This window comes from Vibrio sp. 3-2(1), assembly GCF_963887575.1.
GTDB classification, from domain to species: Bacteria; Pseudomonadota; Gammaproteobacteria; order Enterobacterales; family Vibrionaceae; genus Vibrio; species Vibrio anguillarum.
Genome location: NZ_CAWPGB010000033.1, coordinates 1 through 13348, shown reverse-complemented (window position 1 = coordinate 13348; position 13348 = coordinate 1). Strand labels below are relative to the sequence as shown.

The window sequence follows — 13348 nt, the reverse complement described above, 5'->3', positions numbered from 1 at the left end:
CGCTATGTTAACCGCCATTCGCAATAACGGTTTGATTCTCGCTATCTTTGCCTGTGCTTCAACAGGTGTTGTAGCGTTAACCCAATACCTAACAAAAGATCAAATAACCAAGCAAGAGCAGATTCAACTGCAATCGATTTTAAACCAAGTGATCCCGCACAGTTTGCACGACAACGAACTGTACAAATCCTGTACACTGGTGACTGACCCTGCACTTGGTACAGACCAACCTATGCACGCTTATATTGCCACACAAAACGGTGAACCGAGTGGACTGGCTATTGAAGCCATCGCACCTGATGGCTATAACGGCGCGATCAAGGTAATTATTGGCATCAAGCACGATGGCACCATCACAGGGACTCGCGTTCTGTCTCATCAAGAAACACCGGGGTTAGGTGACAAAATAGATTTACGCGTCACTGATTGGATATTGAGCTTTACTGGCAAGCAAGTCACTGAGCAAAATATCGAGACTTGGAAAGTGCGCAAAGATGGGGGACAATTTGATCAGTTTACTGGAGCGACGATTACGCCGCGAGCCGTCGTCAAAGCGGTGAAAAATACCGCTCAGTTTGTGAATCAACATCGAGAAGCACTATTAGCACAACCTTTTGACTGTAAAGGAGCCAGCAATGAGTGATCATAAGACACTGATTAAAAACGGGATGTGGAGCAACAACCCTGCGCTCGTTCAACAACTTGGACTGTGCCCTTTACTAGCGGTTTCTTCCACTGTCACGAATGCGCTAGGTTTAGGCGTTGCGACATTGCTGGTTCTCGTCTGTTCAAATGTCACCATCTCATTAGTACGAGATTATGTCCCCAAAGAAGTTCGTATTCCTGTGTTTGTGATGATCATCGCCGCACTAGTAACTTGCGTACAACTGTTAATGAATGCCTACGCTTACGGCCTGTACCTATCGCTAGGGATCTTCATTCCTCTGATTGTGACCAACTGTATCATCATCGGTCGCGCCGAAGCATTTGCCTCAAAAAATGCAGTGTTGCCTTCAGCACAAGATGGATTTTGGATGGGAATGGGAATGACCACTATTCTGGTCATTTTGGGCGCACTGCGTGAAGTAATTGGCAATGGCACACTGTTTGATGGTGCTGATTTATTACTGGGTCATTGGGCAACCATTTTACGCATTGAGGTCTTCCATTTTGACAACAGCTTCTTGCTTGCGCTCTTGCCGCCTGGAGCTTTTATTGGTGTTGGCTTTTTGATTGCAGCTAAAAATATCATCGATAAAAATCTGGCTGCTCGCCAACCTAAAGAACAAAAGCCCGTCATAGAACGAGCACGCGTCACCAACGCTTAGCGAAATCATAAGGAAGTTTTCCAAACGATGAATAATGTCAAACGAGTCGAGATCCTCGAGCGTTTACGGGCCAATAACCCGAAGCCAGAAACCGAGCTTAAATGGAGCACACCGTTTGAGTTACTGATCTCAGTACTGCTTTCCGCTCAAGCGACTGACGTCAGCGTTAATAAGGCCACTGACAAGCTTTACCCTATTGCTAATACGCCACAAGCCATCTTTGAGCTTGGCGTTGATGGGCTAAAGCAATACATCAAAACCATTGGTTTATTCAATTCCAAAGCAGAAAACGTCATCAAAACTTGCCGTATCTTATTGGATCAATACGCAGGAGAAGTGCCAGAGAGCCGTGAAGCATTAGAATCGCTGCCCGGCGTTGGCAGAAAAACGGCCAATGTGGTATTGAACACCGCTTTCGGGTGGCCAACCATCGCCGTTGACACGCATATTTTCCGTGTTTCAAATCGAACCAAGTTTGCGGTGGGTAAAAACGTTGATGAAGTGGAACAAAAGCTGCTCAAAGTCGTCCCTAAAGAATTCAAAGTTGATGTTCATCACTGGTTGATCTTACATGGTCGCTACACCTGTGTCGCAAGAAAGCCGCGTTGTGGCAGTTGTATCATTGAAGATCTTTGCGAATTCTCTGATAAAACTGACCTATAAAATTTAACCAGATCCCCAAAAGACTCAACTCTGCAAGTAGGCAGTAAGTAAACAAATTCCTTTGAACATAGATAAACTCTGTGATTGGAGTGGATGAACGTAAGCCAACATCATCGCCACAGTGGTCGGGTGGGGATAGATATTTCATCAGAAAGTTAGGAGCTCAACATGTCAAATAGTCGTATTTTGCACACCATGCTACGCGTAGGCGATTTAGAAAAATCGATCGCGTTTTACACCAAGGTCATGGGTATGCAACTGCTTCGTACTAATGAAAATACAGAATACAAATACACATTGGCATTTCTGGGTTATGGCGATGAATCTCAGGGTGCGGTGATCGAACTGACCTATAACTGGGGCACCACAAGCTATGACCTCGGTAGTGCTTTTGGCCACATCGCGATTGGTGTTGAAGATGTGTATACCACCTGTGACGCGATTAAAGCAGCTGGAGGTAATGTGACCCGTGAAGCTGGCCCAGTAAAAGGTGGCACCACGCATATCGCTTTTGTGAAAGATCCTGATGGTTACATGATTGAACTTATCCAAAACAAACAAGCATCAGCAGGTTTAGAAGGATAAGCCTCTTTGCAGCATCGGCTAGTTATATAAACTAGATGCGTAAGGTTTCCCGGATAACATCACAAAAAGCAGCCTTTAAAATGGGCTGCTTTTTTGCTCTAGCGTTATTAGATAATTGTTCGACCCAGTGAAATAACCACGCGACGGTTTTTATCTTTGCCGATGGGTGATGCGTTGTCGGCGATCGGTCTACGTTTACCATAGCCTTGCACTTGAATGCGATCCTCAGGTAACCCCAGTGATTTAAAGTAATCTCTTAATACCTCAGCCCTACGCTCAGAAAGATCCTGACTCACTCCTCGACTATCAACAGAGTCGGTATAGGTAGAAACCAGCACCAAATCAATATCTTGGTTATAGCGAATATAGTCGGCAATTTGCGCAAGCCGTTTTTGCGAAGCTTTATTGAGTTGCACATTATCGCGGTCGTAATGCAGAATCGTAAATGAGATATCTTCAAAACTGTACGTCAGCAAATTGCTTACACAATCGCTAAACACGTTGTACTTCTCTTGAAAAAGAACCGACGAGAGAGCCACTTCAATGCGCTGATCTCGGCTTTGCCAATCTTGGTAGCTAAAGGTTGGATAGCGTCCTTTTTCCAATTCACTGAGTAGGCTCCAAGCGGTTTGGCCACCGATGTAACCATCGAACTGTTTGAAGAATTGCAAATTGGTAATACGGTCTGCACTCTCACCCGGACGCCAACTCGGTGGTAATGACACTAAACTTACATTGCGAGTTTCGCCCATTGGACGACGCATTTTGAGTTCGAAATCGAGGTTAATCTTCTTATTCGCACGTGAAGAGAATTCAGCGTCACCGTAATTAGGGATAGGATGGACCAAACGACACTCTAAAGGGGTATTCGTCACCATCTGCCACGTAGACTGCTGTGGTGTTGCCACATAACGCTTATCCATCGCCATAGGGGCAAAGGATGTCAGTATGCTGGTCATCACAATAGTGGCAGTAACCCATTTATTCATAACGATTTTATTCTCCGAGCGATACTACAACGATGGCGGAAAATTGCCGCTTCGCTTTCTATTGACTAAGTTAATGCAAAAATCTAGCCACATCACCGCACTATCCAACGCATAGTGAAACCTGCATTTATTAACGTGTTTGGTTTTTATCGTAGAAAGAATCTGTAATAATGCTAGCCCTGTCACACAACCAAGAGCTAGCATGACTGAAGTAAATGAAGCATTGACACTGAAAAAGCGTTTCCGCGGTTATTTTCCCGTCGTCATCGACGTCGAAACAGCCGGTTTCAATGCAAAGACCGATGCACTATTAGAAATCTGCGCGATTACGTTGCGTATGGATGAACAAGGTGATCTGCACCCAGCATCGACGATTCACTTTCATGTTGAGCCTTTTGAAGGTGCCAACCTTGAAAAAGAGGCGCTTGAGTTTAATGGCATTCGTGACCCATTTAGCCCATTACGCGGTGCTGTCAGCGAAGCCGAAGCACTCAGAGAAATTTATAAGCTAGTCCGAAAAGAGCAACGCGACAATGACTGTAGCCGCGCGATCATGGTGGCGCACAATGCTACCTTTGACTTGAATTTCGTGATGGCAGCCAGTGAACGCTGCAAGCTAAAACGAGTCCCTTTCCACCCTTTTGCGACTTTTGATACCGCCGCGCTAAGTGGTTTAGCTTATGGCCAAACCGTTTTAGCCAAAGCGTGCAAATCCGCAGGGATGGAATTTGACAATAGAGAAGCGCATTCAGCGCTATACGATACGCAAAAAACAGCCGAACTTTTTTGCGGTATCGTCAACAAATGGAAGGCCCTTGGCGGATGGCCACTTGTTGAACCTTCAGAAAACAATAACAAGTAAACACAACTAACCGAGAAATATATGAATCCTGTAGTAATTTCTGTATGCATCATGCTGCTTCTTGCGCTGATGCGGGTCAATGTCGTCGTCGCACTGACATTCAGTGCGATCGTCGGTGGTTTAGTTGCAGGGATGAGTTTAAATGACGCTGTTTCTGCATTTGAAAGTGGCTTAGGCGGCGGTGCAACCATCGCACTAAGTTATGCGATGCTAGGCACCTTTGCCGTCGCGATTTCTAAATCTGGTATTACTGACTTACTGGCGCAAAACGTGATTAAGCGTATCCATGGCAAAGAGCATGGCGCGGCCACCACAGGTTTGAAGTATGCAGTTCTAGTCGCGCTGGTTCTAGTTACCATGTCATCGCAAAATATCATTCCTGTCCATATCGCCTTTATTCCGATTTTAATTCCACCGCTATTGGGCGTCTTTGCCAAACTGAAGCTTGACCGTCGCCTGATTGCTTGCGTACTCACTTTTGGTCTTATCACGCCCTATATGGTCTTGCCTGTCGGCTTTGGTGGGATTTTCCTCAATAATATCTTGCTCAAGAATTTACGCGATAATGGCCTTGAAAACGTGACGGCAAGCCAAGTGCCAATAGCAATGCTGCTACCCGCCGCAGGGATGATTTTTGGCTTACTGGTCGCCATTTTCTTTACCTATCGTAAACCTCGCCAGTATCAAGAGACGGAACATACTGTCATTAATACCGAACCAAAAGCGATCAACAAAAAGCATATTTTGATTGCCGCGCTCGGTATTATCACGGCACTTGCCGTACAACTGTCCACAGGTTCAATGATCATCGGCGCACTGGCTGGTTTTATGGTCTTCACTTTTGGTGGTGTGATCGCGTGGAAAGAGACGCACGATGTGTTCACCAAAGGTGTACATATGATGGCCATGATTGGCTTTATTATGATTTCAGCGGCCGGATTTGCCGCCGTAATGAAAGCCACTGGTGGCGTTGAGTCGCTCGTCGAGGCCTTATCAGTAAGCATTGGCGACAACAAAGCGTTATCCGCTTTATTAATGCTGATCGTCGGTTTGTTGGTCACTATGGGCATTGGTTCATCCTTCTCAACGATTCCAATCATCGCAACCATTTACGTGCCCCTTGCCCTCGCCTTTGGCTTTTCGCCTATGGCGACCATTGCGCTAGTGGGTACCGCTGCTGCGTTGGGCGATGCAGGCTCTCCAGCGTCAGATTCCACCTTGGGGCCAACATCAGGCCTAAATGCGGATGGCCAGCACGAACATATTTGGGAAACGGTGGTTCCAACCTTTATCCATTATAATATTCCACTGATTGTGTTTGGCTGGATTGCAGCAATGATCCTTTAGTCGAACCCTGTTAACGAGCACAAAAAAGGCTTCCTAGATAGAAGCCTTTTTCTTTGCAGCCTATTTGGGGAGATGCGCTCGATTACGCGCCTTCGTTATGAATCTCTAGGTTGGCGAGATCTTGCTGGATTTCTCGAACCGTTTTTGCATCGTCGCTGCGCATCGATTCAAGAAAATCAAGATACTGCTGATCAATATCGCCCGTGACATATTCGCCGTTAAATACCGACGCTTCAAATTTTGCAATATCGCGGTTACCCATACCGACGGCATCCACTAAATCTTCCAGATTTTGGAAAATCAGAGCATCGGCACCAATTCGCTGCGCAATTTCATCGGCATCTCGACCATGAGCAATCAACTCGTTAGCACTTGGCATATCAATGCCATAGACGTTAGGGAAACGGATCTCAGGCGCGGCTGACACCATGTACACCTTGTTTGCACCAGAATCACGAGCCATCTCAATAATTTGCTCTGACGTAGTTCCACGCACTATCGAGTCATCCACTAGCAACACGTTTTTGCCCTTAAATTCAGAACGAATCGCATTGAGTTTACGGCGCACCGATTTTTTACGCTGTTGCTGGCCCGGCATAATAAATGTGCGGCCAACGTAGCGGTTTTTGACAAAACCTTGGCGATATGGAATATCAATCGCTTGTGCAATTTGCAATGCGATATCGCACGAAGTCTCAGGAATGGGGATCACGACATCAATATCTAAGTCAGCAAATTCGTTTTTGATGCGCTCACCCAACTTTTTACCCATTTCTACACGCGCGCTGTAAACCGAAATTTTGTCGATAAACGAATCTGGGCGGGCGAAGTAGACAAATTCAAAAATGCATGGGTTAAGTGTTGGATTATCGGCACATTGTTTAGTAAATAGCTGGCCATCAAAGGTCGCATACACCGCTTCCCCGGGGGCAAGGTCACGCACAAAATCAAAGCCGACAGCATCTAGCGCCACCGACTCCGAAGCGGCCATGTATTCGGTACGGCCATCGACTTCACGTTTACCTAAGCAGATAGGACGAATACCATGCGGGTCACGAAACGCGATCATCCCATGCCCAATGATCATCGCGACAACAGCATAAGCACCGCGAATGGTGCGATGTACATTGGCGACAGCACGAAACACATCTTCTGCGGTTACATTGCCTCTGACTGTATCAATTTCATGCGCCAAGACGTTAAGCAGCACTTCGGAATCTGAAGTGGTATTGATATGGCGACGATCTTTTTCAAACAACTTCTGGCGTACTTCGTTGGCATTGGTAAGGTTGCCGTTATGAGCAAGCGTGATACCAAACGGGGAGTTAACGTAGAAAGGTTGAGCTTCTGAGGCACTCGAACTACCCGCAGTAGGATAACGAACATGTCCAATACCCACCGTTCCTTGAAGACGCTGCATGTGTTTTGCTTCAAAGACATCTTTCACTAAACCGTTCGCCTTACGCAGACGGAAACGATTGCTTTCTATGGTACAAATACCAGCGGCATCTTGGCCACGATGCTGCAATACCGTTAACGCGTCATAAATTGACTGGTTTACCAGCGTTGTACCCACGATTCCAACAATACCACACATGTCCTGATCCTCGATTTGCGACAGTAACTGGCGCTAAATCGCGCCAGAGAGAAAACTTGATGTTGCTTGTAAGTGCTCAAAGAACGGCGCAATGATACGGCTAAATTCCGGTACCAATTGCGAGCTCTTCCACCACTCTGAATTTGGAAATGCGGTAAACGCATCCATAAAAAACAAGGCAGCTGAAACAATCAACACACCACGCAATGCTCCAAAAACAATGCCCAGTACCCGATCAGTTCCTGATAGGCCCGTTTTTTGTACCAATTGAGCAATCACATAGTTAATGATCGCTCCGACAATGAGTGTTGCAACAAACAGTGCTGCGATGGCCGCGCCATTACGAAACATGTCATCTTTGATATTTGAAAAATACACCGCAAGTTTTGCGTAGTATTGGCTGGCAATAAAAAATGCACCGAACCATATCACTAATGACAACGCTTCTTTAGCAAAGCCACGGACTAAACTGATCAATGCCGATAGGCCGATCACACTTAAAATGACAATATCTAACCAATTCATGAGTTCTACATCTTAAGTTGGCGCGCATTTTAACAGAAAAAAACGCGACGCAAACGTTTTCTTATGGGTTTAGTGGTTTAAATTTGAGCAATTGACCTTTTGCACCGGTAATTTTTTCCAGTTCTAAGAGTTGACGCTCAAGCTTAGTTTTGGAAACATCTGGGCCAATAATGATCCGAGTGAAGCCATTTTCTTGCTTAGTATGAGCTTGATAACCCCGTTTTTGCAGATCTTTAACCACGGTTTTTGCGTTTTCGGCATTCTTTAATGCCATCAACTGAATGAGCCAAGCACTATCTTGGTAATCATTTCTTTCCGCCGTTTCTTTCACTTTCACAGCGAGTGGCTTGCTCTGCGTTGCTGCATCGCTCTGGTTAGTTTGTGCGATCACTTCAACAGGCGAATCGGGCAACGCGACTTGATCTTCAACGGGGTCGAGAATTTCAAACTTCTCTACGTCGCTGTCTAATTCGGGCTTAATTGGGATGCTGGCGATATCTTCTTTGTAGTGGGTCTTTTTGCCATCCAATACATCAGGTAACACTATCACCCCTATCGCCACCAATATAATTGTTCCTACCAAGCGGCTCTGAAACTTACTTGCCATTTATACTCCTTTGTTCTGCCAGTGCTCTAATACTTCACCCACAGTATGAAACGACCCAACCACGATAATGACATCATTGCTATCGGCTTGTGTCATCGCGGCTTCAAAAGCGCTGACTGGGTTAGCAAACGGTTTAACGCCTGGCTCAAGGTACTGACACAGTTCATTCGCTTGCGCGGCTCTAGGGCCACTTAATGAAGCAGGATACCAAACGTTAGCGATTGATTTCAGTTGATGAAGCGTGGCCTTCACATCTTTATCATGCAGCATGCCAATCACTACATGGACCTTTTTGTGTGCGTAACGCTGTTTGAACTGCGCCACCAAATATTCGGCCGAATGGGGATTATGTGCAACATCAAGAATGATTTCTGGGCTATCACTGATTTTTTGCATCCGCCCAGCAAGTGTTGCGTTGCTAAGCCCATTGACGATATTGACATCACTCACAGCTAAACCGGAGCAGCCAAGTGCCATTAATGCCGTAGCCGCATTAGGCAAGGGCAAGCGAGGGAGCGGTAAATCAGATAACTCAAATGGACCACTTCGCCAATTCCACGTTGTTTCAGAGGCCAGTTCATAGGAAAACTGAATACCGACTTGGTACATCTCCGCACCAATATCATCGGCATGCGCTGCAACCGTTGGTGGTGGCTTAGGCTGGCCGCAAATGGCGGGTTTACCTGCGCGATAAATCCCCGCTTTCTCATAGCCAATAACATTGATGTCATCGCCGAGCCAATCCACGTGATCAATCGCCAAGCTGGTGATCACAGAAACATCGTGATCCACGATATTGGTCGCATCAAGTCGGCCACCTAGCCCAACTTCCAATAAAATGACATCCACCGCTTGCGTTTGAAATAAACGCAGCGCCGCCAATGTACCGAACTCAAATAGGCTTAAACTGATCTCACCCCGTTGCGCTTCAACAAAAGCGAAGGCTTGCGTATGCTGCTCATCGCTGAGCTCAAGCGCATTAATACGCACGCGTTCGTTATAACGGATAAGATGAGGTGAGCTATAAACGCCCACGCGATAACCTGCATCCAATAAAATGGCTTCCATTAATGCACAGGTCGAGCCTTTGCCATTCGTTCCAGCCACGGTAATTACGGTAGGTGCAGGTTTAATAAGATTCGCTTTTTGAGCCACAGCTTGAACACGATCCAAGCCAAGGTCGATAGCGGAGGTATGAATATTCGCTAAATAATCAAGCCACATCGCAAGAGAGGATGTGGCTTGTGGGATAAGGTTTTGAGTCATCTAACGTTTATAACCATTAAGCAGTTAGTGTGTTAGTGCCTACTTTACCCTTTTTCGTGCGCTTCTGGTACAGCGTAATCAGGTTCAATCGGTGAATCATCAACAGAAACGACCAATGGTGAGCTGTGATTGGTCAATTTAGCGATCAATCCACCTACGCGTTGACGCATTTCACGGCGATCGACAATCATATCAATCGCACCATGCTCAATTAGGAATTCGCTGCGTTGGAAACCTTCAGGTAGATCTTCACGTACCGTTTGTTCGATAACTCGACGACCTGCAAAACCAATCAGTGCTTTAGGTTCACCAATATTGATGTCACCAAGCATCGCTAAACTTGCCGATACGCCACCCATGGTCGGGTCCGTCATCACTGAGATATAAGGTAAGCCTTTGCTTGATAAACGTTCAAGTGCCGCACTGGTTTTTGCCATCTGCATCAATGACATTAACGCTTCTTGCATACGCGCGCCGCCACTGGCAGAAAAGCAGACCAAACCACAGTTGTTTTCTATAGCGGCATCAACAGCTCGTACGAAACGCGCACCAACTACAGACCCCATTGAACCACCCATGAAAGAAAACTCAAAAGCACAAGCAACCAAAGGCATACCCAATAGTTCGCCTTGCATCACCACAAGAGCGTCTTTCTCACCACTGCTTTTTTGAGCGGCTGAAAGGCGTTCTTTATAACGTTTTGAGTCTTTAAACTTGAGTTTATCTTGCGGCTCTAACTCGTCACCAATCTCGACACGATTCTGTTCATCAAGAAAAGTCTCTAAGCGGCGACGTGCTTTCATGCGCATGTGATGATCACATTTAGGACACACTTCCAAGTTACGCTCAAGCTCAGCGTGATATAACACTTGCTCACAAGAAGTACATTTAGTCCAAACCCCTTCAGGGATGGATGCTTTACGCGAAGTTACGATATTGCTTTTTTCTAAAATCTTTTCAAGCCAACTCATGGAAGACCTTTACTCTTAACTCTCTCGCGTGATTGCGAGAGATACAAATTTGGGATTTATGCGTGAGGATTAAAACATATAAAATGCTTAGTGTAGACAAAAAACTGGTTGTACCTATTTTCTGGCTGTCATTTCCACACACGTCACGACTCTGTTTTGGACACTTTACGCGTTATTAGTTCAAATTATCAGCTAAAAATAGCGGCCCAAGCGACTCTTTTGGTAAAGAAAATTCTTCTGGATAATCAACAGCAACTAAATATAATCCTTCCGCTTTGGCTGTTGCACCCGCCAGTTTTCTATCTTTGGCTTCAAGCAGCCATTTTATCCATTCGGGAGGCTGCTCACCACGGCCGACAACGATGAGGCTACCGGTAATATTTCGCACCATATGATGGACAAAAGCATTTGCTTTAATGTCGATGACGACATAGTTGCCATGCCGAGTCACATTCAAATGCATGACGTTTCGCCAAGGACTATTCGATTGACAATGCACAGCGCGAAAAGAGGTGAAATCATTTTCGCCCAATAAAAGCTGCCCTGCTTGCTGCATTTTCTCAACGTCTAAATCGCCATGATAATGACTGACACCTGAAGATAATATGCCAGGGCGATAAGCATGATTATAAATGATGTAGCGATAACGGCGTGCTGTAGCCGAAAAGCGAGCGTGAAAATCGCTTGAAACCTCAGTTGCCCAACGAACAGCGATATCTTTTGGTAAATGAGCATTGACACCCATTGTCCAAGCGACCATTTTTCGGCAAGCCGTAGTATCAAAATGTATCACCTGCCCTGTGCCGTGAACCCCTGCATCGGTGCGCCCCGCACACAATACTTCAACCGGATGGTTCGCCACAACTGTGAGTGCTTTTTCTAATTCTTCTTGGACACTTTTAACGTCACGTTGTCGCTGCCAACCATAGTATTGAGAACCATTGTACTCAATACCTAAAGCGATTCTCATCATCTGATTCTCTTTGAAAATGGGTCGGGCAGTATAATCGCAATCAAAAAAAAATTCTAATCGGCAAGCCATCTACCCCGACAACTTTCAATGTGAAGTTCAGGTCATCTGCAAGTCAGAAAAGGCTATTCAATAACAACGAGGCCGTATATTCACGGCCTCGTTTGTTTTTAAGCTCGGCGATTAATGCTGTCAATCAAGGATTTCGCTTCTCGTCGAATATCATCACTACCATCAACAATGGCTTCCTCTAACAGTTTTATCGCCCCTTTATCATCGTTCATCTCGATGTAAATTTTGGCGAGGTCAAGCTTACCCGCCGCCTCAGAGTTATTGTCTACATCGATATCACCAATGTCACCAATCACATCCGGAAATTCACTTAAACCAACATCTAACTTGAGTTCTTCATCTTCAGGGCTAATCCCCTCTTCACCCTCAACTTGAGCCATTAGCTCATCGATGGTCATGTACTGGCTCTTTTGGGCTTCAAAATCATCGAGTTCATCTTGAATTCCCCAGTTTTCATCAAGAATTTGAGGCTCGTCGGTTTGGATATCATCGTTCCAAACGGCAAGCTCTTCTTCAGGCACGTCATCTGGGATGGAAGCTTGTTGATCTGGCGTTAAATTAAAACCGTTCCAATCTTCACCGCCTACCTCTAACATTGCATCAATATTCATACCAGCACTATCAATGGTACGAGCATCTAATGGTCGATCAAAAGAGAATGGCGCAGAAGAGACACTTTCCTCATCTAGCCAATCTTTTAAGGCTTTCTCATCGAACTCCTGTTTTGAAACACTCTGCAATTGGTCTGCGTCATCATCTTCTAAAAGCGGCTGTTGATCTGTTTCTAGTGCTGGTTCGTTAATTGAAGCGAGTGCATCTTCTTCACTGAATTCAGGCAAGGCTTGCTCGTCAATCGCTTCAAAACTTTCTTGAGCAACAGGCTCTGACGCCGCCTCTTGAGGCTCGGCTATCGCATCCGCCAGCGCGTCTTCTTCTGTGTATTCTGGCAGCTCAAGATCCGTAAGTTCGCTCCCGTCTTCCTTTTCATCTAGAGAAGGCTCACTAATTGAAGCAAGTGCATCTTCTTCACTAAATTCAGGCAAGGATTGCTCGTCAATCGCTTCAAAACTTTCTTGAGCGACAGGCTCTGACGCCGCTTCTTGAGGCTCGGCTATCGCATCCGCTAGCGCGTCTTCTTCTGTGTACTCTGGCAGCTCAAGATCCGTAAGGTCGCTCCCGTCTTCCTTTTCTTCTAGAGGAGGCTCGTTAATTGAAGCAAGTGCATCTTCTTCATCGAATTCAGGCAAGGCTTGCTCGTCAATCGCTTCAAAACTTTCTTGAGCAACAGGCTCTGACGCCGCTTCTTGAGGCTCGGCTATCGCATCCGCCAGCGCGTCTTCTTCTGTGTACTCTGGCAGCTCAAGATCCGTAAGGTCGCTCTCGTCTTCTTTTTCTTCTAGAGGAGGCTCGTTGATTGAAGCAAGTGCATCTTCTTCACTGAATTCAGGCAAGGCTTGCTCGTCAATCGCTTCAAAACTTTCTTGAGCAACAGGCTCTGACGCCGCTTCTTGAGGCTCGGCTATCGCATCCGCCAGCGCGTCTTCTTCTGTGTACTCTGGCAGCTCA

14 protein-coding genes are annotated in these 13348 nt (G+C 45.9%); 6 read left to right on the top strand and 8 right to left on the bottom strand.

Annotated elements, in window-relative coordinates; genetic code table 11:
• The first annotated feature begins 4 nt into the window (after positions 1-4).
• The 4 genes from rsxG (at position 5) to gloA (ending at position 2576) form a co-directional block, all read left to right on the top strand.
• A complete protein-coding gene (gene rsxG / locus AACQ79_RS11180; RefSeq protein ID WP_013857283.1) occupies positions 5-643 on the top strand; it encodes an electron transport complex subunit RsxG in 639 nt (212 codons plus the stop codon).
• Complete coding sequence (locus tag AACQ79_RS11175; RefSeq protein WP_010318468.1) at positions 636-1328, top strand: electron transport complex subunit E; 693 nt, start codon at positions 636-638, stop codon at positions 1326-1328. Before rsxG ends, AACQ79_RS11175 begins: the two co-directional genes overlap by 8 nt.
• A 27-nt stretch (positions 1329-1355) precedes the next feature.
• A complete protein-coding gene (gene nth / locus AACQ79_RS11170; protein ID WP_010318469.1) occupies positions 1356-1991 on the top strand; it encodes an endonuclease III in 636 nt (211 codons plus the stop codon).
• Positions 1992-2159: 168 nt separating this feature from the next.
• The gene (gloA, locus tag AACQ79_RS11165; RefSeq protein ID WP_017043475.1) at positions 2160-2576 is read left to right on the top strand and encodes a lactoylglutathione lyase; all 417 of its coding nucleotides are present in this window, start codon (positions 2160-2162) and stop codon (positions 2574-2576) included.
• A gap of 107 nt (positions 2577-2683) precedes the next feature.
• Here gloA and motY read toward each other — a convergent pair whose 3' ends face one another.
• Positions 2684-3565 carry a flagellar protein MotY gene (gene motY, locus AACQ79_RS11160; RefSeq protein WP_013857286.1) on the bottom strand — a complete coding sequence of 294 codons (882 nt, stop codon included), beginning with the start codon at positions 3563-3565 and terminating at the stop codon, positions 2684-2686.
• A gap of 202 nt (positions 3566-3767) precedes the next feature.
• On the opposite strand from motY, the gene rnt reads away from it, so the two are divergent.
• Together rnt and AACQ79_RS11150 are read left to right on the top strand one after the other, a co-directional pair.
• Entirely contained in the window at positions 3768-4427 is a 660-nt protein-coding gene (gene rnt, locus AACQ79_RS11155; RefSeq protein ID WP_010318472.1) for a ribonuclease T, read from the top strand.
• A gap of 21 nt (positions 4428-4448) precedes the next feature.
• Positions 4449-5774 (top strand): Na+/H+ antiporter family protein, encoded by a 1326-nt coding sequence (locus tag AACQ79_RS11150; protein ID WP_010318473.1) that lies wholly within the window; start codon positions 4449-4451, stop codon positions 5772-5774.
• An 82-nt stretch (positions 5775-5856) separates the two neighbouring features.
• On the opposite strand, the gene purF is transcribed toward AACQ79_RS11150, so the two are convergent.
• The 7 genes from purF to AACQ79_RS11115 all read right to left on the bottom strand — a co-directional run.
• Entirely contained in the window at positions 5857-7371 is a 1515-nt protein-coding gene (purF, locus tag AACQ79_RS11145; protein WP_013857289.1) for an amidophosphoribosyltransferase, read from the bottom strand.
• Between the two features lie 33 nt (positions 7372-7404).
• Positions 7405-7896 carry a CvpA family protein gene (locus AACQ79_RS11140; RefSeq protein WP_013857290.1) on the bottom strand — a complete coding sequence of 164 codons (492 nt, stop codon included), beginning with the start codon at positions 7894-7896 and terminating at the stop codon, positions 7405-7407.
• A gap of 61 nt (positions 7897-7957) precedes the next feature.
• A complete protein-coding gene (locus AACQ79_RS11135) occupies positions 7958-8503 on the bottom strand; it encodes an SPOR domain-containing protein (RefSeq protein WP_094165738.1) in 546 nt (181 codons plus the stop codon).
• Positions 8504-9769 (bottom strand): bifunctional tetrahydrofolate synthase/dihydrofolate synthase, encoded by a 1266-nt coding sequence (gene folC, locus AACQ79_RS11130; protein ID WP_170899090.1) that lies wholly within the window; start codon positions 9767-9769, stop codon positions 8504-8506.
• 44 nt (positions 9770-9813) lie between these two features.
• Positions 9814-10740 carry an acetyl-CoA carboxylase, carboxyltransferase subunit beta gene (gene accD / locus AACQ79_RS11125; RefSeq protein WP_013857293.1) on the bottom strand — a complete coding sequence of 309 codons (927 nt, stop codon included), beginning with the start codon at positions 10738-10740 and terminating at the stop codon, positions 9814-9816.
• 175 nt (positions 10741-10915) lie between these two features.
• A complete protein-coding gene (truA, locus tag AACQ79_RS11120) occupies positions 10916-11710 on the bottom strand; it encodes a tRNA pseudouridine(38-40) synthase TruA (RefSeq protein WP_026027499.1) in 795 nt (264 codons plus the stop codon).
• Positions 11711-11880: 170 nt separating this feature from the next.
• A partial coding sequence (locus AACQ79_RS11115; RefSeq protein WP_276568704.1) for a FimV/HubP family polar landmark protein occupies positions 11881-13348 on the bottom strand: 1468 nt, incomplete at its 5' end.